General features: G+C 50.8%; 21 protein-coding genes, 1 tRNA gene and 1 other RNA gene. 8 read left to right on the top strand and 15 right to left on the bottom strand.

The window, feature by feature from the left end; translation table 11 throughout:
• Window positions 1-57: 57 nt before the first annotated feature.
• The 3 genes from EJE49_RS13475 to EJE49_RS13465 all read left to right on the top strand — a co-directional run bounded on the left by EJE49_RS13475 (window position 58) and on the right by EJE49_RS13465 (window position 4,248).
• Entirely contained in the window at window positions 58-1,233 is a 1,176-nt protein-coding gene (locus tag EJE49_RS13475) for an outer membrane beta-barrel protein (RefSeq protein WP_124951681.1), read from the top strand.
• Window positions 1,234-1,354: 121 nt separating this feature from the next.
• A complete protein-coding gene (locus EJE49_RS13470; protein WP_124951679.1) occupies window positions 1,355-1,669 on the top strand; it encodes a BON domain-containing protein in 315 nt (104 codons plus the stop codon).
• A gap of 467 nt (window positions 1,670-2,136) precedes the next feature.
• A complete protein-coding gene (locus EJE49_RS13465) occupies window positions 2,137-4,248 on the top strand; it encodes an EAL domain-containing protein (RefSeq protein WP_189941928.1) in 2,112 nt (703 codons plus the stop codon).
• Between the two features lie 34 nt (window positions 4,249-4,282).
• On the opposite strand, the gene EJE49_RS13460 is transcribed toward EJE49_RS13465, so the two are convergent.
• Both EJE49_RS13460 and EJE49_RS13455 read right to left on the bottom strand, forming a co-directional pair.
• Window positions 4,283-4,978: a Crp/Fnr family transcriptional regulator gene (locus EJE49_RS13460; protein WP_124951677.1), complete on the bottom strand. Its 696-nt coding sequence runs from the start codon at window positions 4,976-4,978 to the stop codon at window positions 4,283-4,285.
• 77 nt (window positions 4,979-5,055) lie between these two features.
• Window positions 5,056-5,373 (bottom strand): collagen-like protein, encoded by a 318-nt coding sequence (locus tag EJE49_RS13455; RefSeq protein WP_124951675.1) that lies wholly within the window; start codon window positions 5,371-5,373, stop codon window positions 5,056-5,058.
• A gap of 388 nt (window positions 5,374-5,761) precedes the next feature.
• Here EJE49_RS13455 and EJE49_RS13450 point away from each other — a divergent pair, with 388 nt between their 5' ends.
• Window positions 5,762-6,772: an AI-2E family transporter gene (locus tag EJE49_RS13450; protein ID WP_223246963.1), complete on the top strand. Its 1,011-nt coding sequence runs from the start codon at window positions 5,762-5,764 to the stop codon at window positions 6,770-6,772.
• Window positions 6,769-7,278: a hypothetical protein gene (locus EJE49_RS13445; protein WP_124951673.1), complete on the top strand. Its 510-nt coding sequence runs from the start codon at window positions 6,769-6,771 to the stop codon at window positions 7,276-7,278. The genes EJE49_RS13450 and EJE49_RS13445 overlap by 4 nt, the downstream gene beginning before the upstream one ends.
• A gap of 74 nt (window positions 7,279-7,352) precedes the next feature.
• Here EJE49_RS13445 and EJE49_RS13440 read toward each other — a convergent pair whose 3' ends face one another.
• The 9 genes from EJE49_RS13440 to queA form a co-directional block, all read right to left on the bottom strand.
• Window positions 7,353-8,369 (bottom strand): OmpA family protein, encoded by a 1,017-nt coding sequence (locus EJE49_RS13440; RefSeq protein ID WP_124951671.1) that lies wholly within the window; start codon window positions 8,367-8,369, stop codon window positions 7,353-7,355.
• Between the two features lie 429 nt (window positions 8,370-8,798).
• Window positions 8,799-9,165, bottom strand: a transfer-messenger RNA (tmRNA) gene (gene ssrA / locus EJE49_RS13435).
• Between the two features lie 87 nt (window positions 9,166-9,252).
• Entirely contained in the window at window positions 9,253-9,906 is a 654-nt protein-coding gene (gene gph / locus EJE49_RS13430) for a phosphoglycolate phosphatase (RefSeq protein WP_124951669.1), read from the bottom strand.
• Window positions 9,899-10,597 carry a bifunctional 2-polyprenyl-6-hydroxyphenol methylase/3-demethylubiquinol 3-O-methyltransferase UbiG gene (gene ubiG, locus EJE49_RS13425; RefSeq protein WP_124951667.1) on the bottom strand — a complete coding sequence of 233 codons (699 nt, stop codon included), beginning with the start codon at window positions 10,595-10,597 and terminating at the stop codon, window positions 9,899-9,901. Before ubiG ends, gph begins: the two co-directional genes overlap by 8 nt.
• 14 nt (window positions 10,598-10,611) lie before the next feature.
• Window positions 10,612-11,556: a protein translocase subunit SecF gene (secF, locus tag EJE49_RS13420; RefSeq protein WP_124951665.1), complete on the bottom strand. Its 945-nt coding sequence runs from the start codon at window positions 11,554-11,556 to the stop codon at window positions 10,612-10,614.
• A gap of 36 nt (window positions 11,557-11,592) precedes the next feature.
• On the bottom strand, window positions 11,593-13,407 hold the full coding sequence (gene secD / locus EJE49_RS13415) for a protein translocase subunit SecD (RefSeq protein WP_124951663.1): 1,815 nt from the start codon (window positions 13,405-13,407) through the stop codon (window positions 11,593-11,595).
• 150 nt (window positions 13,408-13,557) lie between these two features.
• A complete protein-coding gene (gene yajC / locus EJE49_RS13410) occupies window positions 13,558-13,884 on the bottom strand; it encodes a preprotein translocase subunit YajC (protein ID WP_124951661.1) in 327 nt (108 codons plus the stop codon).
• A gap of 38 nt (window positions 13,885-13,922) precedes the next feature.
• The gene (tgt, locus tag EJE49_RS13405) at window positions 13,923-15,026 is read right to left on the bottom strand and encodes a tRNA guanosine(34) transglycosylase Tgt (RefSeq protein ID WP_124951659.1); all 1,104 of its coding nucleotides are present in this window, start codon (window positions 15,024-15,026) and stop codon (window positions 13,923-13,925) included.
• 79 nt (window positions 15,027-15,105) lie between these two features.
• Window positions 15,106-16,134 carry a tRNA preQ1(34) S-adenosylmethionine ribosyltransferase-isomerase QueA gene (gene queA, locus EJE49_RS13400; protein WP_124951657.1) on the bottom strand — a complete coding sequence of 343 codons (1,029 nt, stop codon included), beginning with the start codon at window positions 16,132-16,134 and terminating at the stop codon, window positions 15,106-15,108.
• An 84-nt stretch (window positions 16,135-16,218) separates the two neighbouring features.
• Here queA and EJE49_RS13395 point away from each other — a divergent pair.
• Window positions 16,219-16,305 (top strand) — tRNA-Leu (locus tag EJE49_RS13395).
• Between the two features lie 145 nt (window positions 16,306-16,450).
• On the opposite strand, the gene EJE49_RS13390 is transcribed toward EJE49_RS13395, so the two are convergent.
• Both EJE49_RS13390 and EJE49_RS14130 read right to left on the bottom strand, forming a co-directional pair.
• Window positions 16,451-16,864, bottom strand: coding sequence for a TssQ family T6SS-associated lipoprotein (locus EJE49_RS13390; RefSeq protein ID WP_124951655.1), 414 nt, complete (start codon window positions 16,862-16,864; stop codon window positions 16,451-16,453).
• A gap of 9 nt (window positions 16,865-16,873) precedes the next feature.
• Window positions 16,874-18,403, bottom strand: coding sequence for a serine/threonine protein kinase (locus EJE49_RS14130; RefSeq protein ID WP_189941927.1), 1,530 nt, complete (start codon window positions 18,401-18,403; stop codon window positions 16,874-16,876).
• A 299-nt stretch (window positions 18,404-18,702) separates the two neighbouring features.
• Between EJE49_RS14130 and EJE49_RS13380 the strand changes: the two genes are divergently transcribed.
• Both EJE49_RS13380 and EJE49_RS13375 read left to right on the top strand, forming a co-directional pair.
• Window positions 18,703-19,533: a Stp1/IreP family PP2C-type Ser/Thr phosphatase gene (locus tag EJE49_RS13380; protein WP_124951653.1), complete on the top strand. Its 831-nt coding sequence runs from the start codon at window positions 18,703-18,705 to the stop codon at window positions 19,531-19,533.
• Window positions 19,534-19,546: 13 nt separating this feature from the next.
• Window positions 19,547-20,233, top strand: coding sequence for an FHA domain-containing protein (locus tag EJE49_RS13375; protein WP_124951651.1), 687 nt, complete (start codon window positions 19,547-19,549; stop codon window positions 20,231-20,233).
• Window positions 20,234-20,271: 38 nt separating this feature from the next.
• On the opposite strand, the gene EJE49_RS13370 is transcribed toward EJE49_RS13375, so the two are convergent.
• Complete coding sequence (locus EJE49_RS13370) at window positions 20,272-22,842, bottom strand: chemotaxis protein CheW (RefSeq protein WP_124951649.1); 2,571 nt, start codon at window positions 22,840-22,842, stop codon at window positions 20,272-20,274.
• Between the two features lie 153 nt (window positions 22,843-22,995).
• Window positions 22,996-24,060 (bottom strand): alkene reductase, encoded by a 1,065-nt coding sequence (locus tag EJE49_RS13365; protein WP_124951647.1) that lies wholly within the window; start codon window positions 24,058-24,060, stop codon window positions 22,996-22,998.
• Window positions 24,061-24,089 lie beyond the last annotated feature (29 nt).

Raw genomic sequence — 24,089 nt, 5'->3', positions numbered from 1 at the left:
CACACACCGTCCCTTAACGATTTGGATTAGGGACGGTAAACTCTCTTGGAGAACAACATGAAATTAGCAAGCGCCAAATTAGCTAGAGTCTCAGGCACACTGAGCTTGGCGGTACTCGCTGCAATCGTTAGTCAATATGCAGTGGCGGACGATGCGGGCTGGTATGTAGGGGGTAACGTCGGCCAATCCAGAGCAAAAATTGACGACGAACGCATTACTAAGAACATACTCGGAGCCGGTTTTACTTCGGTGACGATTAGCGATGACGATCGTGATATCGGTTATAAGCTGTTTGCCGGATATCAATTCAACAAGTATTTCGCACTTGAAGGTGGTTATTTTAATCTGGGTAAGTTTGGCTATACAGCGACCACAGTACCAGCAGGGACATTGAATGGCACGATTAGGCTGCAGGGCTTGAATCTTGACGCAGTCGGTTTGTGGCCTATTACTGAAAAGTTTTCGGCATTCGGTCGATTGGGTGCTAATTACGCTGAAGCTAAAGACAGCTTTGTAGGTACAGGGGCTGTTGTCGTTACTAACCCTAATCCAAGCAAACGCGATACGAATATCAAGTTTGGTTTGGGACTTCAATATGCGTTTACTGAATCTACAGCTATGCGTCTTGAGGCAGAACGCTATGTGATCAATGATGCGGTTGGTAATCGCGGTGATATCGATCTTATTTCGCTCGGCCTGGTCTATCGTTTCGGCGCTAAAAAGCCGGCTCCGGCTCCTGAGCCGGTTGTGGTAGCTGCAGCACCTGCACCTGCACCTGAGGTCGTGGCTCCGCCACCGGAACCGGTTGTTGTAGCGCCGCGACCTGTGCCGAAGAAAGTTTCATTCTCGGCTGATTCGCTGTTCGATTTTGACAAGGCCAGTGTGAAACCTGCCGGTAAGCAGGAACTTGATCAGTTTGCTGCCGATTTGCAAGGTTCCAAGTATGAAGTGATTACTGTAACGGGGCACAGTGACCGTATCGGTACGCATAAATACAACATGAAGCTTTCTACGCAACGTGCTGAATCAGTCAAAGCTTATCTGGTTGAGTCCGCTGGTATTCCCGCTGACAAGATTACAACTGTGGGCGTAGATGGCGCTGAGCCTGTAACCAAACCTGGTGATTGTGAAAATGATAAGCCAGGTAAGAGTGCAAGTAAGGCATTGATTGCCTGCCTGCAGCCTGATCGTCGTGTCGAAGTTGAAGTCGATGCAGTAAAAGTCGCCAAGTAATTGATACGTCAAGCTTAAGACGGATGTTGCATGAGTCTGTTTCCATGTATGGATGTGCAGCATTCGGGTAAGACAACCATGTTGGTTTAATCAAGTTTTATCTTATATCAGGAGTTCTATCATGAAATTCACATCAAAATTATTTGCAGCTTTATTTTTGGCCATTACGCTGACATCCGTTGTCGGTTGCGCATCGACATCTACCCGTGAAGGCACAGGTGAGTACGTTGATGATTCCGTCATCACTACCAAAGTAAAAGCAGCAATCTTTAACGAACCTACCTTGAAATCATCCGAGATCAATGTAGAAACCTTTAAAGGCATTGTGCAATTGAGTGGCTTCGTCAATTCTGCTGCTGATCAACGCAAGGCGATTGAGCTGGCGCGCAATGTCAAAGGCGTGAAGTCAGTCAAGGATGACATGCGCTCCAAGTAAACAGCGATTTAGATTTAGCTGACTACTCACGGCCCTCTGCAGCGAATGCTGCAGAGGGCCGTGTGCTATTCAGGGGTGTGTTAACCCTGTATGTGCAGGACTGGTAATTTGTGCGTTAACGTACAGACGAGGTAATGGCTGCAGGGTACATTAAGGTTGTTGGACGTGAATGTTGAACGTAGCTGCGCAATCCTGAGCGGATCTGCCTGCTACGTTAACCCCTTCAAGACACAGAGAAAAAAATGGATTTGGAACGTTGGTAACACCAGCTATTTTGGTGTGCATGATGGAAGTTCCTGTTCGGTTAGCCAGTTGATGAACTGCGATATAGCTGATGCCAAATCGCTAAAGAAGTGGTGCCAATGTTACATGTTATCGTCATTGGCTAATTGTCGGAATTAATGAGTGCTGTTCAAGTCGTTAAATGTGGAGTTGAAAATGGCCGTATCCGACCAACTGGATATTTCATGAGTATGAGAGACCTGGACGAATGTGTACTGATCATCGAGAGTGATTCGGCTGCGGCAACGCTCATTCGGGCATCTCTGGTTGTTGCCCGGGATGGCCCGTTTTCCGTAGATAGGGTTGCAAATCTCCGAGAGGGAATGGAATGGCTGAGTAAAAGAGGCGCCAAGGCGATCTTGCTTAACCTTTTTCTGTCTGACAGTCAGGGAATCGAGACTTTCAATAAACTGTACGCGATCAGTAATGGGATTCCGATCCTGATCATGAGTGCGCCTGAGCAGGAAGAGCAGGCCAAACTGGCCATACTGGGTGGGGCGCAGGATTATCTGCTAACAGGGTTCATTGATGCACATTCCCTGTCGCGCGCTATCCGCAATGTTATGGCACGCCAATTGGTGGAAGAGGAGTTGTACCTTGAGAAGGAGCGCGCTCAGGTGACGCTTAATTCGATTGGTGATGCAGTTATCAGTACCGATATATCAGGCACTGTCACATACCTGAATGTGGTTGCCGAACGCATGACCGGCTGGACGCAGGCAGAGGCCGTTGGCCAGCCGTTTACTACGGTGTTCCGGATTGTTGACGGGATTACGCGTGAGACGTTGCGCAATCCCATGGATAGGGCTATTAAAGAGAACAAACCCGTCGGTCTTACCATCGATAGCGTGCTGATCCGGCGTGATGGATATGAAGCGGCTATCGAGGATTCTGCCGCGCCTATTCGTGACCGTGGCGGTCGTGTCACCGGAGCGGTGATTGTGTTCCATGATGTCAGTGAAGCACGGTCGATGCTGCTTAAAATGGCGCACCTTGCACAACACGATTTCCTTACCGACTTGCCTAACCGCTTGCTGTTGAACGATAGGCTTATGCAGACTATTGCCATGGCACGCCGCACTCGCAAGCAATTAGCGGTGCTGTTCATGGATCTGGATCGTTTCAAGACTATCAATGATTCCCTGGGGCATTTGGTTGGTGACAAGCTGCTGCAGTCTGTTGCACATCGGTTGACGGCATGCGTGCGTGGCTCTGACACCGTTAGCCGTCAGGGCGGGGATGAGTTTATTGTGCTGCTTGCCGATGTCGAAAATGCGAATGCGGCTGGGCATAGTGCGACCAAAATACTTACAGCTTTGGCTGAAAATCATTGCATCGCTGAACATGATCTTAATGTTACTTTGAGTATTGGCATCAGCATTTTCCCTGACGATGGCGAAGATGCAGAAACGCTGCTCAAGAATGCGGATGCGGCGATGTACCATGCCAAGGAAAACGGGCGTAACAATTACCAGTTTTTCAAACAGGAAATGAACGAACGTGCCGTTGAACGGCAATCGCTGGAAGGCAGTCTGCGCCAGGCGCTGGCGCGGCAGGAGTTCGTGTTGCATTACCAGCCCAAAGTTAATTTGAAAACAGGCGCAATTACCGGTGCTGAGGCGCTTATCCGCTGGAAGCACCCGGTACGAGGTCTGCTTTACCCCAAACAGTTTGTGCCGATTGCTGAAGAAACCGGGCTTATCGTGTCCATTGGTCAATGGGTTCTCAGGGAAGCCTGTCGGCAAGCCAAGGCCTGGCAGGATGACGGTCATCGCCCTATTCCGGTCGCGGTCAATATATCCGCTGTGGAATTCCGCAGGGAACAGTTGCTTGCAGAGATAAAAGATATCCTCAGGGACACTGGGCTGGAGCCACGCTATCTGGAGATTGAATTGACTGAAAGCGTACTCGTGCATGATATTGCATCAACAATGACTGCGCTGCTCGCGCTCAAGGTGCTGGGTGTGCAGTTGGCGATTGATGATTTTGGTACAGGCTATTCCAGTTTGAGCTATTTGCGTCAGTTCCCGATTGATACGCTGAAAATAGACCAGTCATTCGTACATGATATTGCTGCTGAGCGAACTGATGTCGCTATTGTCAGCGCCGTGATTGGTTTGGGCAACAGTCTCAAGTTGCGGGTCATTGCCGAGGGGGTGGAAACGGGTAAGCAGTTGGCATTTTTGCAGACCGAGCATTGTGAGGAGGGGCAGGGCTTTTATTTCAGCCACCCGGTGGATGCAAATGCCTTTGTGAAATTGTTAGGTAAGGACAACACAGACTATACGGTTAATTGACTGCGTTGCGATTATTTGCGCTCTATCTGACGCCTCACAATATACGTTCGTACGTTTCTTTGTCGGTGCGATAACAGCTGCAGGAAGCCGCTTCGAGTCCGTCGATGTCGTGAATAATGAGATTTCCCCGGCTGTAGCTGATCAGCTTCTTTCTTTGTAGCGAACCCGCAGCTTTGGTGACGCCTACACGACGCACACCCAGCATGTTGGCCAGGAATTCGTGAGTAATATGGAATTTATCTGAGTGCGCCCGGTCGCGTGTCATCAGCAGCCAGCGCGCCAGGCGCTCTTCCACAACATGAAAGCGTGTGCAGGCGGCAGTTTGTGCGAGTTGGATCATCAATACGGCTATATAGCGGTCCAGATATTGCTGTAGCGCAATGCTGTATTTAAGTTCGTTGCGAAAACGCATCGCATCCATGCACCAGGCAGTGCCTGTACCTTGTACTACAGTAAGCAAAGGTGATGCATCCACCCCAAGCAGGAGGGGAACGCCGCACATGCCTTCACTGCCAACCAGTGCGATTTCCAGGCTGTTGTGACCATTAACCGGGGTTAATAATGAAATAAAACTGCCGGTAGGAAAAAATACGTGGGTGATAGTCTCTCCGGGTGCGGAGATGATGTTGCCGACAGTCAGTTCGACTTGCTCGCATCCAGAAAGTAAATGCAGACGGTCCGAGTGTGGAAGTGCAGCTAGCAAGCGGTTATCCACAGGGGTATGTTCCATAGCTGGCACTGTATGCTCCCGAGTGAGGTAAATTATCACAGCCTGCTAATAGCTGGCTGTGATAGTGGCAAAAAATGTTATTTTTGCTCGGTTGGCACTGGAACAATAATCACAGCACCGTCGCCGGTCTTGCCTGTTTTACCAGTTTCGCCTTGCGCGCCTTCGTAACCTTGTGAGCCTGTTTTACCGGTATCGCCTTGGGCACCTTCGTAACCCTGGGATCCTGTGTTACCTTGTGCGCCAGTATTGCCTTGAACCCCAGCGTCACCTTGTGGACCTGCTGGTCCCGGTACGGCAACCGGTGTGGCCGGCACGTTGACGACAGTGTTAGGTTTGTCACAGGCGCTTAATCCAAAAGCAGTAATAAGTGTCACAAACAGCATGGAATATTTCATGGTGGTACCCCTCGAGTAAGTATTAAACTGCGCACCTTATTATGCGCAGTAAAGTTGAGCGTAACGGCCTCAGGTTACTTGTCGGCCAACCTTAAGCGGTAAGCCAATGTGACAGAGCAACACTTTGCTAAGCGTAAGCTGAATAGTCAGCTAACTCTGTGCGCTGACGAACATAGCGTGCATTTTCGGTCATGCAAGTGACACAAGCTTTGTGAATGAAACTTATCAACTTGACTGGTTTTCCCGCATAATCTATAGAATCGTAGTGGCTGCTTGTCTGGATGCTTCGCGCCATGCTGGGCAGGTGGTTTGGCGAGTGTATTTACTGAAACAAATACTGGTATACCCAATGGAAAAACGTTTCGAATATTTGGCGTAACTCGTCGCTGTGGTTGTTCTGGTGGTGGGGTGCTTTGTCGTGCTGAGGCCATTCCTGGCGGCGACCCTGCTTGCAGCCGTTTTATGTGTTTCCACCTGGCCGCTGTATCTGCGGTTATTACGCAAGGTGCAGGGCAGGAAAAATATCGCTGCGCTGATCATGACGCTATCGCTGGCATTGGTGATTATTTTGCCGCTGGCGCTGGTGGCTTACAATCTTAGCGACAATGTCACCGTTTTTTATAATGATATCAAGCAGGTCGTAACGGCCGGGCCATTAGCGCCACCAGCCTGGTTAGCGGGCGTGCCAGTGGTCGGTCAGTCGCTTGCTGAATATTGGCATCTGATTGCTACCAGTCGCGAAGAAATGGATGCGTTTACGCAACGGCTACTTGAGCCAATCAAGAGTTTCCTGCTTGCTGGCGGTATGCTGCTTGGGCAGGGTGTCCTGGAAATGAGCCTGGCCGCCTTTGTCAGCTTTTTCTTCTATCGTGATGGCGAGGCGTTGGTGCGTTTTCTCAACATGGCGATGGATAGAGTGGTCGGTATGCATGCGGAAAACATTCTGGGTATTATCAATAATACCGTGCGCGGTGTCATGTATGGATTGTTGGGAACAGCGCTGGCGCAGGGCTTTGTAGCGACAATCGGATTTGCTATAGCCAGTGTGCCGGCAGCGTTGTTGCTTGGTCTGGCGACAGGGTTGTTTTCACTGCTTCCCATCGGGCCACCGCTGATATGGGGAGGCGCTTCGCTCTGGCTGTTTTATCAGGGCAACATAGGCTGGGGAGTTTTCATGCTGCTATGGGGCTTCTTCCTGATCAGTGGTGTCGATAATGTGGTGAAACCCATGATCATTAGTCGCGGCACCAATTTGCCGTTTGTTCTGGGGCTGTTCGGCGTGATGGGTGGGCTGATTGCCTTCGGTTTTGTTGGTGTTTTCATCGGCCCGACTTTACTTGCGGTGGCATACAGTCTATTGCGCGAGTGGGCAGACCTGCATGGGAAGAAAAATACATGAAACTCTCGTTAAGCATTTTGCTTCTGTCAGTGCTTACTGGATGCGCTTCATACAATGGTCGTGGACTGCAGCCGGGTACGGCCAGCCTGGATGATGTGATACGCGTGATGGGGCAACCCGCCATGCGCTGGCAGTATCCGGATGGCGCCATGCAGCTAGCGTATCCTCGTGGCCCAATGGGTGTGCATACGTTTATGGCTATGTTCGGTACCGACGGTAAGCTCAGCAGCATAGCAAATGTATTGGAATCGAAGACATTAGCACGCGTTCAGCAAGGCATGACAAAAGAACAGGTGCTGCGGATGCTGGGGCCATCCGAGCCATCCTGGACGGTGTATTATGCGCGGCGCGACGAGCTGGCGTGGGAGTGGCGCTATTGTAATGAATGGCGGCAACCGGCGCGATTTGATGCACTGTTTGATGCGAGCACGGGCAGGGTTCGTTCGATCCTGAGTATGACAGAGTCGCAAAGGGGCCTTTGCGGTGAAAGAGAGTGTATGTGTTAAGGCGGTCTCGCATTATTTTTGTCGATAAAAAAGCCGCAGAATTCTGCGGCTTTTTTATTTGTTGCGGTTGATGCTTAGTTCATGATTTCAATTTCTACGCGACGATTTTCAGCGCGGCCAGCTGAGGTTTTGTTGCTGGCAACGGGTTTGGTTTCGCCATAACCTTTGGTAGTCATGCGGCTAGCAGCAATGCCTTTGGATTCCATGTATTTTTTCACGGTCATGGCACGCTTTTCTGACAGCTTCTGGTTGAATTTGTTTGAACCAATGCTGTCGGTGTGTCCGCTGATTTCAGCTTCGATATCCGGGTATTGATTTAACAGTTTAACATTGTCATCAAGCTTTGCTTTGCCGGTTGGACGCAGCGTGGCTTTGTTGAATTCAAAGTTCGTACCTTCAAAAATAACTTTGGTATGTGCTGCAGGACGGGCGATTTCAGGTTGAGGCGCAGGTACTGGTTCAGGTGCTGGTGCAACGTAAGGGGCTGGTGCTGGCGCAACGTATGGAGCCGGTGCTGGCGCAACGTACGGAGCCGGTTCAACTGGTTTGGCACCTAAAGGGATAACTAAACCTGCTGAAGCAATCCAGTCTTGCGGGCTGAAGCTGTTAGTGCCGCCAGCAACGCCGTCAATATAACGATAGCGAACGTCGGCGCGGAAGGCGATGTCACGCATCCATGTCATGAAACCCAGACCAACGTTAGCAGCCAGGTTGTTTTCTGATACGCCGGTATAACGTGTTTGAACGTCACCTGCTCCGATGAGTGCATACGGTGAGAAACCAGGGTTACGGTTGAAGAAATACAATGCATCTGCCATCACGGCTGAATTCTGTACCCGGCCTGTGGTATTAGCACTCTTGAAACCCTGGGTGGCATAAGTGGCGTTTAATTCTATGTTCCAGTTGTCTGAAACCGGTTTGCCAAGACCTATGCCCACGCCGTAGCCATCATCCGTACCCCAATCTTTATCAGTAACGGTATAGTTTACAGAAGGACTGATATAGAAGCGGGTGTCTAAGTCTGCAGCAACCGCTTGACCAGCCATTAATGCGCATGAAATTGCAACCAGATTACGTAAGGTACGGGACATTTTATTTTTCCTTTAATATTTAAAAAACGTTGTCTTGATCCTGCGACAACTTATGTATCAACAAAATAGACGCTCAGTCAGGCGTGATATAACTGTTCATCAGGGAAGTAGATTTCCGCGCAGTTGTATCAGTTCTAAATGAACGTCACCAATCATTAGGTTGATAATCCGCTTTTTTTATTATTTGCTCTGTGCGTTACCGCACTTACTGAGCAGAAATTCCGCAATAATAGCCAGTGAGCAGGCGTTCCTGGCGTAAGTTGAGCCAGCAGTTGATCTCAGATGGTAATGTGGAGGAGCGTTACTGGCTCAGGTAAAGGGTTGGGGTTGGTCAGTGATAGCGGTAATTATTGAATTGCGTAGCTGTTCGGCATGAACTTCAAGACAAACAAAAGGCCACCGAATTGGAGGCCTTTTGTTTCGATTAAATGGTGGAGGCGGGGGGGATCGAACCCCCGTCCGCAAGCACTCTACAGACAGTTCTACATACTTAGTTCGGTGATTTGGCTTTAACCAGTTTCACGCCCACCGAACAGGCTGGAAACTAGCGAGTTACCTTGGTTTTAACTGTGTCCAAAGTAACCCTGAACACAGCGAGCATACTGAGATTACCCTACTGCTGATTGCTCAGCCCAACGCGTATGCGAATTGGTGTAGGGTCCAGCCGACTTAAGCGGCTAGAGCGTAAGTTTCGTCGTTTGCAGTTATAAACGATTTCGGGTTGTATTTACGAGGTAATCCGTCCTCGGTATGCCCTGCGCTGCTTTGCAACCCACGTCGAAGCCAGGTCGCCCCCATTGCACTACTAAGAGTAGCTGAATCTGTAAAAGTTTCAGCATGTGCTGATTATACATGATTCAGCTGCTACTCGGACTATATGGGTTCAGTAACCTAAAAAATCAAGTAGGGCGGTGGGGTGTTGAATAAAACCGTCTGCGTGCCAGCTTGACGGATCATCTTGCGGACCGATGTAACCGTATTCAGCAATAATGGCGGGCATGCCACATGCGTGGGCCGCTTCGATATCGCGTTCTGCATCACCAATGTAGACGCAGGTGCTGGGCAAGACGCCGATTTCACGGCAGGCGGTAAGGATAGGTTCAGGGTGTGGTTTGGCATTGGCGCAACTGTCGCCGCTGATAACACTGGCGGCACGGTCAATGAGGCCGAGTGTATCCAGTAATGGTGTAGTCAGGCGTGCCGGTTTGTTGGTGACGATGCCCCAGGGAATGCCGCGGGTTTCGAGTTCGTCGAGCAGTTCCATCATGCCGGGGAAAAGCTGGCTGTACGGGTTGGCATTTTCTTCAAACAGACTGAGGTACTCGCTACGCAGTTCGGCAAATGCGGGGTGGTCGGGCGCGATGCTGAAACCGACCTGAAGCAGGCCGACGGTACCGTGCGAGGCGTAAGGTCGTATCAGTTCAAATGGCATTTCCGGCAGGCCGTGCATCTGGCGCTGCTGGTTAAGGGCATGAGCCAGATCGGGTGCAGTATCGACCAGCGTGCCATCGAGATCAAATAATACGGCATCAACCATGACGGTGACAGGCCATGACGTAGTTGACGTCGGTATCGGCTTCGAGCTTGTAGACTTTGCTGAGCGGGTTATAGGTCATGCCGATAAGGTCGTTGATTTCCAGCCCGGAACCACGGGCGAAGCGTGACAGTTCGGAAGGTTTGATAAATTTGGCGTAATCGTGGGTGCCGCGCGGTAACAGATTAAGCAGGTACTCGGCGCCAAGTATGGCGAAGAGATAGGCCTTGGGATTGCGGTTCAGGGTGGAGAAGAACACCCAACCGCCGGGCTTAACCAGCGTGGCGCAGGCACGGACGACGGAAGCCGGGTCGGGTACGTGTTCCAGCATTTCCATGCAGGTGACGATGTCGTAGCTGGCGGGGTGTTGCTCTGCCAGGGTTTCGACGGCGATGCATTGATAATCAACACTGGCACCTGTTTCGAGCAGGTGAAGTTTGGCGATTTTGAGTGACTTTTTTGCGAGATCTATGCCAGTAACTTGCGCGCCCATGTTTGCCATGGATTCGCTGAGTATGCCACCGCCGCAGCCGACATCCAGCACGGTTTTACCATTCAGCGGCGCGTGCTGGTTGATGTAGTCCAGGCGTAACGGGTTGATTTCATGCAGCGGCTTGAATTCGCTGTTCGGATCCCACCATTTATTCGCAAGGGCGCTGAATTTGTCGATTTCGACCTGGTCGACGTTGGACATGGGGCGTACTCTCCTTATACCTGTGCGCCGTCAGCGGACACATCCGCTTTCGGTTTGTTGTCCTTGATGAAGTGCTCGCGTTTGACGCCGAACATCAACAGTAGCGGTGACGCCACCAGCACGGATGAGTAAATACCGAACAGGATACCGATAGTCAGGGCCAAGGCGAAATTGTGCAGCGCTTCACCGCCAAAGAACAGCATGGACAGTACCATCATCTGGGTCATGCCGTGGGTGATGATGGTGCGGCTCATGGTGGTGGTGATGGCGTTGTCAATAATATCGGGAATGGTCGATTTGCGCATTTTGCGCAGATTTTCACGGATACGGTCGAATACCACTACGGATTCGTTAACCGAATAACCAAGTACGGCCAACACGCCGGCAAGTACGGTGAGGGTGAATTCCCACTGGAAGAAGGCGAAACAGCCCAGAATGATTACTACGTCATGGATGTTGGCGATGATGGCCGCGAGGGCGAAGCGCCATTCAAAGCGTATGGCGAGGTAGAGCAGGATGCCGCCGGCAACGACTACCAGTGCCAGGGCGCCATTGTCATACAGCTCTTTACCTACCTGCGGTCCGACAAAGTCGACGCGCTTCAAAATCACGGTAGGGTCTTGTGCCTTGAGGGCCGCCATGACAGTGTCGCTGGTTTTGGCGCTGGTGGTGTCTTTGTGTACGGGCAAACGGATCAGCACGTCTTTGGTGGTGCCAAAGGTTTGCACGGTGACTTCCGGCAGGCCGGTTTTAGTCAACGTTTCGCGGATCTGATCAATGTGGGCTGGCTGGTTGTATTCAACCTCGATGACCGTGCCGCCAGTAAAATCGACGCCTAAATTCAGACCTTTATGTGCTAATGCCCAGACGGCGAAAAGAAAGGTGATCAGGGAAATGGCTGTGGTGAGCTTGCCATAACGCATGAACGGGATATCGTGTTTGATGCGAAAAAATTCCATATTGATTCCTAGTAAGCTGTTAGCGTGAGGGCCAGGTTAAATGGACACTTTTGCCAGGCGCACACGGCGACCGTAGCTGAGGTTGACCAAGGCGCGTGAGATCGTCACAGCACTAAACATCGAGGTGAGTATGCCCAGACACAACACGACCGCAAAACCGCGTACCGGACCTGAACCTAACCAGAACAGAGCGATACCGGCAATAAACGTGGTGATGTTGGAGTCGAGAATGGTGCCCCATGCGCGGTCGTAGCCGGCATGTATGGCAGCTTGTGGCGAGTTGCCATTGCGCAGTTCTTCACGGATACGCTCGTTGATGAGCACGTTGGCGTCAATCGCCATACCCAGCGTCAGTGCAATACCTGCCAGACCGGGTAATGTGAGTGTGGCTTGCATCATCGACAGCAGCGCAATCAGAAACAGGCCGTTGGCGGTCAGTGCCAGTGTGGAGAAAATACCGAAGATGCGGTAATAAAATATCATGAATACCGCAACTGCAACAAAACCCCACAGGTTGGAATGGAAGCCTTTTTGAATATTGTCAGCACCCATGCTCGGGCCGACGGTACGTTCTTCGACAATATCCATCGGTGCAGCCAGTGCGCCAGCGCGTAGCAGTAACGCTACGTCAGATGCTTCCTGAGTGGAGTCCATGCCGGTGATCTGCACGCGGCCACCGCCAATTTCTTCGCGGATGACCGGGGCAGTGATGACTTCTGCCTTGCCTTTTTCTACCAGCAGGATAGCCATGCGTTTGCCGACGTTTTCACGGGTCACGTCACGGAAAATACGGGCACCACGAGAATCCAGATTGATGTGTACGGCAGCCTGACCGGATTGCTGATCAAAACCGGGTGAAGCATCCGTGATGTAATCGCCGGTTAGCGATACTGTTTTCTTTACCAGTATCGGCATGCCGCCACGCTCGGTGTAGAGTTCGTCATCGAATGGCACCTGGCCCTGCAATGCTGCAGTGATGTCGTGGGTTTCATCGACCAGACGAACTTCCAGCGTAGCTGTGCGACCAAGGATTTCTTTAGCCTTTGCCGTATCCTGTACGCCTGGCAGTTGCACCACAACTCGGTCGGTACCTTGTTGCTGGATGATAGGTTCAGCTACGCCCAGCTCGTTTACACGGTTACGCAGGGTGGTAATGTTTTGCAGTATGGCGTTATCTTGCGTGCGTTTCTGTACCTCTGCGCGCAGAGCCGCAGTTAATGTGTAGTCATTATTGGCATCATTTTCGGTTAACACCAGATCAGCAAAGTTCTTGTTGATGAATTGATTGGCAAGTTCACGCGTAGCGGCATCGCTGAAATGGATGATAACGGTCTGGTGGTCACGGCTTATCGATGCGTAGTGAATTTTCTGTTCGCGTAACTGGCTGCGGATATCGCCGGTATAACGTTCGGCCGCCTTGTCCAGTGCCGCTTGCATGTCGACTTGCAGCAGGAAGTGGACACCGCCACGTAAGTCCAGACCCAGGAACATGGGTTTGGCGCCGATGGCAGTCAACCAGTCAGGTGAGGCTGAAAGCAGATTCAATGCAACGCTGTAACCATCGCGGAAACGGGCTTGCAGTGCATCTTTGGCTTTTAATTGGATGTCGGTATTGGCCAGTTTGACCTTGACGCTATTACCATCCAGAAATGCATAGCTGTAGGTGATATGCGCTGCTTTGAGTTCATCTTCTACTTGCTGCATCAATGTGGCATCAGCCTTGATCGCGGAGCGAGTCGGGGATACTTGTACCGCTGGGACTTCGCCGTAGAAGTTGGGCAGGGTATAGATGACGCTGATGAGTAATACAGCGCAGATAAGCAGATACTTCCAAAGCGGGAATCGATTCATTTCATTGCCTTCTTTTAACCGCTACGCAGCGGTTGGGTGAGACGTTCATGTCTGGGCTAAATTTATCACATGCTTGCACAGGATAAGCGACATGTTAAGTAATGCATTACGCTTATCCTGTGCCGGTTTATGTGAATTAACGTGGACCGATCAAATGGATTTGATGGTGCCTTTAGGCAGCATGGTTTGCACGGTGCTTTTCTGTACGTTAGTGACAACACCGTCGGCAATTTCCAGGCTGATGAACTGGTCGCCTACTTTAACGATTTTACCAACCTGACCGCCAGTGGTAATGACTTCATCACCTTTTTGCAAAGCATCGATCATTTTGCCTTGTTCTTTAGCGCGCTTCATTTGTGGGCGAATGATCATGAACCAGAACAGCACAAAAATGACGATCAGCGGTAAAAAGCTCATGACTGCGTCCATAGGTGATGCAGCTGCAGTTGAGGCGGCATAGGCATTACTGATAAACATGGGTTGCTCCGTTAAGTATGATAAAAAATGGGATGATTCTAGCATGATAGCGCACGTTGCTCGTGAAACTTGGCGACGAAATCATCGAGTTTTCCGTTTTCAATTGCCTGACGCAAACCGGCCATGAGTTGCTGGTAGTAATGCAGGTTATGAATGGTTGCCAGGCGTGCGCCGAGGATTTCGCCGCAACGTATCAGGTGATGGATGTAACCGCGACTGAAATTGCTGCAGCAGTAGCAAGTGCATTCTGCATCGACGGGTGCCGTATCGGTGCGGAAGCGGGCATTCTTGATGCGCATGTCGCCGAATTGTGTGAATAGAATGCCGTGACGGGCATTGCGGGTCGGCAGCACGCAGTCGAACATATCTACTCCGTGTTGCACTGAAGCGACGATGTCTTCCGGAGTGCCTACGCCCATCAGATAGCGCGGTTTGTCTGTTGGCAATTGCGGTGCTGTGTGAGCCAGAATGCGGCGCATATCTGGTTTGGGTTCACCTACGCTCAACCCACCGATAGCATAGCCGTCGAATTCCATCTGGCTTAATTCACGCAGGGATTCATCGCGCAAGTCTTCATACATACCGCCCTGAACAATGCCGAATAGCGCATTGGGGTTGCCTGCGTGAGCGACTTTCGAGCGTTCGGCCCAGCGCAGGGACAGGCGCATGGAATAAGCCGCCGCGTCGTGTTCTGCAGGGTAAGGCGTGCATTCATCAAAAATCATGACGATGTCTGAATTCAGCACTTTCTGAATATGCATGGATTCTTCTGGGGACAGGAACAGCTTGTCGCCATTGAGCGGTGAGGAAAACTTGACGCCTTGTTCGGTGATCTTGCGTAATGCGCCCAGGCTGAATACCTGGAATCCGCCCGAGTCAGTCAGGATGGGGCGATCCCAGCCCATGAACTGGTGCAGTCCGCCATGCGCTTCGACTGCTTCTAATCCGGGACGCAGCCACAGGTGGAAAGTGTTGCCCAGTACGATTTGCGCGCCTATGGTTTTGAGCTCGTCGGGTGCCATGGCCTTGACTGTGCCATAAGTGCCGACAGGCATGAAAGCGGGGGTTTCGACTTGACCATGTGCCAGGGTGACAGTGCCGCGACGAGCCAGGCCGTCTGTTTTGTGGAGTTGAAATTGCATGTTGAACCTTACATTAAGTATGCTTGTGTCGCCTGTTGCCTATGGCTTATTACAGTGGATTGCGGGTCTGCTCTAAAGTTCAGTTGGCCCGTTCAATCAGCATTGCATCGCCATAACTAAAAAATCGGTATTTATGTGCAACTGCGTGAGCATACGCTTCCCGCATCATTGTCATGCCGCCAAACGCTGATACTAGCATGAGCAGTGTGGATTTAGGCAGGTGGAAGTTGGTGAGCAGTCGTTCAACCACTTTAAATTGGTAGCCCGGGGTAATGAAAATACTGGTTTCACCTTCGCCAGCCTGCAATTGGCCGGACTGAGCTGCCGCTTCCAGCGCGCGCAGGCTGGTGGTGCCAACGGCGATAATGCGACCGCCAGTTGCTTTGGCATGCGCGATGGCATCAACGGTTGTTTGTGGAATGGTGTAACGCTCGCTGTGCATGACGTGATCCGCGATGTTGTCTACGCGCACTGGCTGGAATGTGCCTGCACCGACATGCAACGTGACATGGGCACGTATCACGCCCATGCCATCGAGTTGGGCCAGGGTGGCTTCATCGAAGTGCAAGCCTGCGGTGGGGGCGGCGACAGCGCCTGGATGGCGCGCATATACGGTTTGATAGCGTGAGTCGTCGGCACGGTCGGCAGCGCGTTCGATATAGGGTGGTAGTGGTAATGCACCGTATTGTTCAAGTACTTCCAGGACGGTTTGCGGCACATCAAAGCGCACCCGGTACAAGTCATGCTCACGTGCCAGAACGGTTAATGGGACGGCATCGGCAATGGTGATCTGTGAGCCAATCTTTGGGGCATGGCTGGCGCGGATGAAGGTGAGTGCTTCATGCTCGTCAATGACACGCTCAATCAACAGTTCTATCTGGCCACCGCTGGCTTTATGACCGTACAGGCGGGCCTTGATGACGCGGGTGTCGTTAAATACCAGCACATCGCCAGCGTTGAGGAAATCAGGCAGGTCGGTAAACAGGCGGTCGCTCAGTTGCTGCGTGTGCGGGTCTATATGCAGCATCCGGCTGGCAGTGCGTATTGCAGGGGGAAACTGGGCGATAAGTTCATCGGGTAATTCAAAATTAAAGTCGTCAGTGCGCATAAATATTACGAAGGTGTTGCAAGTAGGTGGGGTTTTGTGGATAATGCCGAGCTTGTCAAACGCATCTCATCGCGTATCTAATCAGCCGGGATGGCGGAATTGGTAGACGCAGCGGATTCAAAATCCGCCGCTGGAGACAGTGTGGGGGTTCGAGTCCCCCTCCCGGCACCAAGTATATTTCTGTTTGTATTAAGAACAGCTTCTAAGCCCGCACTAAAGCGGGCTTTTTTGTTGGTGTTATTTCTGTAAAAATCGTTAGATGTGCGAGCATGCTTGTGCTGAATAGTCACTCTGATGGTTGTTATAGGCGCGTTCATTATTTCTTTTTCGCTGGCATCTGCTCGTTTTTCAAGCTGCGGTAAACCGGGCCCCAGCTTGGATGCCCTGCTTCTGTTGTAGATAATTCAAAATTAGGGTCGAGTGCCAATGCTTTTTTGAACTCTTCTCTGCATTGCTTCTCGCGCTCGGATATGCAGTTGATAAAAGCCAGATATTTATGCGCGGTGACCTGATCACTGTTGAAGGTCAGTCCGGTATTTAATGCATTTTGTATGGTTTTTGCAGCGCTTTGATAGTTGCCGTTCTCATAACTCTTGATGCCTGCAGATAATTCCTGCTCTGCTTTGCGTGGTGCAAGTTTATCCAGCCCCAGATCCCGCATCGTGCTGGACGCGCATCCGGTTAATAAAACAGTTGAAATCAATAATGTGAGTATGAGTCGTTTAGGCACAGCAAACCTTTATTTGAAGGTGTATTTAATGGTCTTTGTCGATTCGGCTTTCAGGTCCAGCGTTTCCGAATACGGTGTGAAGTTCAAATTTCTGATCTCGATTTTATGCTTTCCAGCCGCAACTGTCAGTTTTTTTAATGGTGGTGTTACGCCCATTTTTTTACCATCTACATAAACGGTTCCCCACGGGGAAACTGAAAAGTTGATTGTTGTGCTGGCCTTTATCTTGTTGTCAGGCAAAACGGATGGTGCAGTTACTGTTGCTGCGTGATTCGTTTTTTTGCTTGCGTGAGCAGGTTCGGTTTTGGGTTCGGTCGTTGTGACTTCTGTTTTATTTGCGATAAGCTCCGTGCTGGTTTCAGCATGAGGTATTGGCGTGGGCTTGATTGCTGCAGGTTTAGTGTTAATCACAGGTATCGTTACAGTTGCTGGCGGTATATTGTTTTGATGAGTTGATTTCCCGGATATCAGTGTTACGGCAGCGGCCAGAACAGCAATGGCTCCGGCAATGGCCAGATTTTTTTTGTTAAAAACGGATACGGAAATGTGGGTTGCAGGAGCCAATGGTTGCGTTTTGTGCGCAGGAATGGCATCTGCCTTAATCCCGGGGGCGACAGATCGGTTGGTCAGTAAAACAGTTTCATCGCCGACGGTGGATCTTGGCGATAATCTGCGATCCAGTGTTTTGTGGTGGCTTAGCGCGGCAGCTTCGGCTTCCGGAATGGCTAAATCGGAGTAGTTCCTAAGGTCATTTGCCAGTTCCATAGCGTTTTGATAACGCTCCTCGGGTTCTTTGGCCAGTGCCTTGGTAACGATGTAGTTGAATGCATCGGGGATGCGTGGTGCCAGTGATTTAGGCGGTACCGGGGTTACATTGAGAATGCGGTACATGATGGTGTTGATGTTGTCGCCATCGAATGGCGACTCGCCTGTCAGCATTTCATATAGCATGACGCCCAAGGCAAATATGTCGGCGCGACCATCGACCGGTTTGCCGATGATCTGTTCAGGAGCCATGTATTTGGGCGAACCCATTACCGTGCCTGCCAGTGTCCGTGAGCCGGTTGGCATTTGTGCAATCCCGAAATCCATTATCTTGGCGACGCCGTCGCGCACCAGCATGATGTTGGCTGGTTTGATGTCGCGATGAACCACACTATTGGCATGGGCGTAGGCTAGGCCATCCGCAACCTGGGCGGCGATATCGACTATCTTGTCGATGCTCAACGCCGTGTGCGCATCCAGAATTTCTCGTAACAGCTGGCCTTCCAGAAACTCCATTGCCATATAGGCGGCGCTGTCTGTTTTGCCAACGTCATAGATGGTAACTATGTTTGGATGATTAAGGCGGCCTGCTGATTTTGCTTCGCGATAGAACCGCTCTTCGAAGTTGGCGAGTTCATCCTTGGATAAATCGAGTTTGATGGTTTTGATTGCAACAGTGCGTTCTATGAGCGGATCAATGGCTTTATAGACAATGCCCATGGCACCTTGGCCAAGCTCGGAGAGGATTTCGTATCGGCCTAATTTTTCAGTCACATTAAGTTAATACTGTTGAGTAAGGATAGGAAATGGAAATAGGTAAATTCCATAAAGAATTCGTGCCTGATGGATGCACGTAACATTAGTTTTTTCGATGGGTATTGTCAATACCGGAACAGCTTATTCGGTCTGTACACACTGATGTAATCAACAGATGGTATATCTATACTGCCGGTCTTGCTATTGAGCATGACCCGGTGAGAGAATGAATTCAGAAAAATGGCGTAGAGCATGTTGGAATAGGCTGTTTTAATGTCGCTGGATAAAAATATTATAACGATAAGGATGATTAACGCATGACTTCGCATACCCATCTGGAAATAGCCAGCGGAACTGATGCTGGTGTAGTCCGTGCTTTCAATGAGGATAGTATTGCTGCTGATTCCGACTTTGGTTTGCTGGTACTGGCTGATGGCATGGGTGGCTACAAAGCCGGTGATGTCGCCAGCGCCATGGCCACTGATATGATTACGGAGCTGCTGAAACAGAGGCTGCAGGGTGACAAAGCACAGTCAGTCCGCAAATTCAGCCAGCTTTCAGATTCATCCCAGGTGGTTAAATCTGCCATTGAGAAGGTTAACCGGGTTATTTATCAGACTGCTCAAGCCAACGACAAGTATCACGGCATGGGTACAACCGTTGTGCTTATGCTTTTTAACGATGGCTGGGCAACGATTGCACACGTTGGTGATTCGCGTTTGTATCGCTTGCGTAACGGCGTTTTTGAACTGCTGACTCACGACCATTCCTTGCTTCAGGAACAAGTGGAAATGGGCATGATTTCTACTGACGAGGCCAAATTTTCGCATAATCGCAATCTGGTGACGCGCGCATTGGGAATTGAAAATGAGGTCAAGGTTGATGTTATCGAGACGGATGTCGTGCCGGGTGATATTTACCTGCTGTGTTCGGATGGTTTGAATGACATGGTGGATGATGCGGATATCGAACTGGCGGTGAGTGAATTGCAGACGAATCTGCCCCTGGTGGTTACGCAGTTGATACAGATGGCGAATGATAATGGCGGGCATGATAATGTTTCAGTAATCCTTGCCAGGGTGCGTGATGCGGTGATTCAGAAACGTAGTCTGCAAGACAGGCTGTTCGGTTGGTTAAGCAAGTTTTAAGGGCGGGATCGGCATGGCAAAATTAGTGGTTAGCGTTAATGGTGAGGTTCAGGGGCATTACTTTCTGGACAAAGACCGATTTGTGCTTGGGCGCAAAGAAGATAACGATATTTTTCTGGACGACCCGAATGTAAGCAAATTCCACGCAGCAATCATTACCATAGGAAATGATCAGGTGCTGGAAGATACCAACAGCGGTAATGGTGTGCAGGTAAACGGCAGCAAAGTTACCAAGCACATACTGCAAAATAACGACATCGTCGAGATTGGTGAATATCAGCTGAAATACATCAATCAGCGCGCCACATCGAACATGGATTTTGATAAGACCATGATGCTGGAATCAGCGCCGTGGCAGGTGGATGAGCTGTCGGAAGGTGCGGGGCCTGTTGCGAAGCCACAATTGGCTACGGCCTTGTCTTCAGCCAGAGCGGTTAATGCCAATTTTCCATTGGGCGGTGTGAAGGACAGATATGCCGGCAAGGAAACGTTGATCAGTCGTCCGTTAAAAACCTTCGGTCAGCCCGGTCAGCACCTTGCCATGATCAGCCGGCGCCCGCATGGCTACTATGTTACGCATGTGGAAGGAAAGCAGCCAACCCGATTGAATGGCAGGTCTATCGGCACTCAGCCGCATTTGTTGCAGGAAAACGATTTAATTGAAGTGGCAGACAAAAAACTGATATTTTTTATGAAGTGAGAACCTGGGGCCGAGCCGTATGCCCCAGGTCTGGCGGTTTATGCTGCTTCCTGCATCATCTGCTCTGGCATGCTCGGCATTTCGCCGGCTTTCAGGGTGCGATAGATGTAGTCGATGTCTAATACCTGTATCAATAAATTCCCATGATTGCCTTTGATGACTTGCGGAATCAGGGTGCCATTTTCATCCTTGCCGAAAGGCGTGTCAGTGATGAATTCGGCGCTGAATTCAGGCACGCCGTGTAGCTCATCTACCAGCAAACCGATGTTCTGCTGTTCGTGTTGCACCACGATGACCTGACTGTTGTGGGCAAGTTCAGACGATTTGCCTCGCACCATATACCCAAGGTCGAATACCCAGATAAATTGTTTTGCTGCGCTCTCATGTTCGATCGCGAGCATGCCGACACGGCCTTCAAAGCTACCCATGGACATGGGCTGTATAGCCGAACCTGGCAAGGCTTCCAGCACCTGTTCAGCAGGGATGGCGAATAAATTGCCATCAATAAAGCAGGTTGCGAACTGTTTGCCACCGATATCCACGGCGTCGTGCTCAAGCACGGCAGCGGCTTTGCTGATAGCAGTATTACGTTCGCGTATTTCTCCAAACGATTCAAATACCACAGCAATGACGTCTTCCTTGTAGCCATCACTTACTTTGAATTCGCGGTAGCCGCTGGAAACGGAGCAACCCATGCTCGCATAATGACCATCGTGTATGGTGATGCTGGATGAGCTGCGGCCATTTCTCTGATGCTGTACATCACTGTCAATATCCAGGCGGGTGCCGACCGGGCGGGTTGGGTCGGTGCTGGCAATGATGAGGCCATCCCGGTTGATGAAGTATGCCGTTGTGTCTGCCTTGCCATTCAGACCGCCATGCAGCATGGCTGAAAATTCGGGTGCTGCGTCAAAGACGATGCCGATGCCGCCAACCACGGTGTTATGTGATTCTGGATGGCGAATGGCGGCATGGTAAATGTAGGTTGGTAAATTATTGTATAGCGGTGTTGGAGCGAACGGCGTGACGTAATAATCCTGTTCGGTTGCAAGCGAGAGCACGGATTGCAGGGTGTCGTGCCCAATGTTGGTGCCAATTACGTCGTTGTCTTCGCCGCTGTGTGCCAGATTGGTGCTGGCGATGATGCGGCCGGTTTTGTCATAAACAAAAATGCGGGTGTACACGGTATACAGGCTATTGATGTAGGCCAGAATGCCGGTGATATCCTTGAGCATGGCGTCGGAGCGGTCAGTTGCAGCAAGGGTGTGGCGCAGCGCAGGCGTCAGCGCCCACCAGCGGCAATCGTTGGAGCGTTCATACAGGTTGCGATCAAGCAAATCGACCAGCAAATGTGACATGAACTCGGTGTCGCGCAAGCTGGAACCGAGTACGGTTTCATACAGGTTGCTGATTGATTGTGAAAACAATTCGTTGCTGCGTGTGCCCGTTTCGCTGATTTGTTCGAGTACGGATTTGAGTTGCAGCAAATGGTCGCTGTGACCTGCCGTCATGACTTGTCCGTTCCAGACAACGCGCTGTATGGTTTCGGCCGCCTGCATGATTTTATAAAGCGGGGGTGAGAAGGTCTGGGCGTGGGTGAGCAGGCCCTCTGTAATGTTGGGATCAAGTGCTATGGAGGCTTTGTCACTGTCTTCCAGAAAGGCAACCTCGACCGGAATCATAACTTGCCCCTGCCAGCCGGGAGGGCCCATGTAGCCTTGATATCCTTCGGCAATAAAGGTTTGTACCAGATATTTTCGGCCGCCAAACATCATTAAACGGGTGCTGCCACTGCGGTTGACGGGCACTACTGCGCCGAGTGGCACCCACAATGTGTCGGCGCTGGCGATGACACGATTTTCGCTATCGAGTAACAGCATGTTGGAGCGTTCGTCCGGATCGCGATGTGAGTCGAAAATGCCATGCATTTCCTTTTCAAAATCAAAGCACAGGCACAGTATGCCGACTACTTCCCCGGTTTCTGGATGCAGCATGCGCTGCGAATAAATCAGTGATTTCTGTTTGCACGGACGCAGATCGGTAGCACGGAATGTCTCGACGTAAGTTTCCGAATTAAGTGTCTGCTCGATCAGGGGGTCGATACTGCCTTCAACTTCCGAGTGTTCGTTTATTTGAATCAATAAGTTACCGTCTTTGTCCAGCAGCATGATTTCATCATAGACAGTGTATTTATTGCGGTAGGCAAGCAGGCGTGAACGTATTGCAATAGGGTCGTTATTCATGCCGGCTACAAATGCGCACAGGTCGTGGTCGGTAGCCAGAAAACCGACGTCTGCGGTACGTTCGTAAAGATTTCGCACTACTATATCAATGACATAGTGTGCTTTGGTGCCGATTTCCATCAGTACATTGGCAACTTTTTCGTGTACCAGACTGGAGACTAGTTCCTGTTCCAGTTGGTCGAAACCGGCGCGGGTTTGAGCCATGGTTTGCAGGATGGATTTGGTTTCGGCCAGATAATTCATCTTTGCGGACGATTCGATCATGCGCCACATCAGGTTGAGTTCACGTAACGATTGCTCGCTGCGGATAACGTCGCGCATATAGGGCAGAAATATATCGTTCTGATGAGCGGAATGGGTATGCATGCTGATTGTCCTTTACGTGTTGAGATGTTGAATAATCAACAGTTAAGCAACAAATGGGCCAGGCTGGATGGTGTGGGGGAGGGGGGGCGACGCATTTCCCGGCAAGCGGGAAATGCGTGTGTCTACAGCTAATTACAATTAAAGCTTATTGTTTCAGAGTGACGGGTAGTCAATATAACCAACTTCATTGCCGCCATAAAACGTGTTGACGTCCGGCGTGTTGAGCGGGGCATCAGCGGCAAAGCGTTCCGGTAGATCAGGATTGGCAATGAATAGTTTGCCGAATGCTACCAGATCGGTTGCGCCTGATGCGATAGCGGCATCGGCACTGGCTTTATCATAGCCGCCATTGGTCATGTATGTGCCATTGAAGGCGGCGCGTAATTGATGGAAATCAAAGTCGGCAGGGTCAGTGCAACCCCATTCGGTGACATGCAGATAAGCCAGGTTAAACGGGTTGAGGGCGTTGGCAACAAAATCAAAAGTTTGCTGCGGATTGCTGTCACGCATGTCGTTGAACGGGTTGACCGGGGAGAGGCGGACGCCAACTCGGTCAGAACCCCATACTTCGGTTACCACAGCCGTGATTTCCATCAGCAGGCGGCTGCGGTTTTTGAGTGAGCCACCGTATTCGTCAGTACGTTGATTGGAGCCGTCACGGATGAACTGATCAATAAGATAGCCGTTCGCTGCGTGTATTTCTACACCATCAAAACCCGCCGCCAGCGCATTTTTTGCAGCGGTGCGGAAGTCATTGACTATCTCTGCAATTTCGTCGGTTGTCAGCTCGTGTGGCGTGACAAAATCCTGCGGGCCTTCCATGGTGTGGGCGTGACCTTCCGGACGGATGGCGGAGGGGGCTGCCGGGAGCATGCCATTGGGTAACAATGCGGGGTGCGATACGCGACCACAGTGCCATAACTGAAGAAAAATGCGGCCGTCGCGACTGTGGACTGCGTCGGTCACATTTTTCCAGCCAGCAATTTGTTCGGCACTATGGATACCCGGTGTGCCGAGATAACCGACAGCAGTTGGTGTGATTTGTGCACCCTCACTGATGATTAATCCAGCCGAAGCGCGCTGGCGATAGTATTCCACATTCATGGCTTGTGGCACATTGCCTGCGCCGGCTCGGTTGCGGGTTAATGGTGCCATGACCAGGCGATTTTTAAGGCTGTAACGTCCAAGTCGAATCGGGGTAAAAAGATCTGGTTGCATAATGTGGTCCTGTGGTGAATAAATCGGAT

Origin of the sequence: Sulfuriferula thiophila (assembly GCF_003864975.1) — a bacterium.
Lineage (GTDB): Bacteria > Pseudomonadota > Gammaproteobacteria > Burkholderiales > Sulfuriferulaceae > Sulfuriferula > Sulfuriferula thiophila.
Note: the sequence above shows the minus strand (reverse complement) of the source record. Positions and strands in the feature narration are given on the sequence as shown.

Coding starts and splice junctions, on each gene's coding strand:
- EJE49_RS13475 (WP_124951681.1), top strand. CDS start 58: ATGAAATTAGCAAGCGCCAAATTAGCTAGAGTCTCAGGCACACTGAGC.
- EJE49_RS13470 (WP_124951679.1), top strand. CDS start 1,355: ATGAAATTCACATCAAAATTATTTGCAGCTTTATTTTTGGCCATTACG.
- EJE49_RS13465 (WP_189941928.1), top strand. CDS start 2,137: ATGAGTATGAGAGACCTGGACGAATGTGTACTGATCATCGAGAGTGAT.
- EJE49_RS13460 (WP_124951677.1), bottom strand. CDS start 4,978: ATGGAACATACCCCTGTGGATAACCGCTTGCTAGCTGCACTTCCACAC.
- EJE49_RS13455 (WP_124951675.1), bottom strand. CDS start 5,373: ATGAAATATTCCATGCTGTTTGTGACACTTATTACTGCTTTTGGATTA.
- EJE49_RS13445 (WP_124951673.1), top strand. CDS start 6,769: ATGAAACTCTCGTTAAGCATTTTGCTTCTGTCAGTGCTTACTGGATGC.
- EJE49_RS13440 (WP_124951671.1), bottom strand. CDS start 8,369: ATGTCCCGTACCTTACGTAATCTGGTTGCAATTTCATGCGCATTAATG.
- gph (WP_124951669.1), bottom strand. CDS start 9,906: ATGGTTGATGCCGTATTATTTGATCTCGATGGCACGCTGGTCGATACT.
- ubiG (WP_124951667.1), bottom strand. CDS start 10,597: ATGTCCAACGTCGACCAGGTCGAAATCGACAAATTCAGCGCCCTTGCG.
- secF (WP_124951665.1), bottom strand. CDS start 11,556: ATGGAATTTTTTCGCATCAAACACGATATCCCGTTCATGCGTTATGGC.
- secD (WP_124951663.1), bottom strand. CDS start 13,407: ATGAATCGATTCCCGCTTTGGAAGTATCTGCTTATCTGCGCTGTATTA.
- yajC (WP_124951661.1), bottom strand. CDS start 13,884: ATGTTTATCAGTAATGCCTATGCCGCCTCAACTGCAGCTGCATCACCT.
- tgt (WP_124951659.1), bottom strand. CDS start 15,026: ATGCAATTTCAACTCCACAAAACAGACGGCCTGGCTCGTCGCGGCACT.
- queA (WP_124951657.1), bottom strand. CDS start 16,134: ATGCGCACTGACGACTTTAATTTTGAATTACCCGATGAACTTATCGCC.
- EJE49_RS13380 (WP_124951653.1), top strand. CDS start 18,703: ATGACTTCGCATACCCATCTGGAAATAGCCAGCGGAACTGATGCTGGT.
- EJE49_RS13375 (WP_124951651.1), top strand. CDS start 19,547: ATGGCAAAATTAGTGGTTAGCGTTAATGGTGAGGTTCAGGGGCATTAC.
- EJE49_RS13370 (WP_124951649.1), bottom strand. CDS start 22,842: ATGCATACCCATTCCGCTCATCAGAACGATATATTTCTGCCCTATATG.
- EJE49_RS13365 (WP_124951647.1), bottom strand. CDS start 24,060: ATGCAACCAGATCTTTTTACCCCGATTCGACTTGGACGTTACAGCCTT.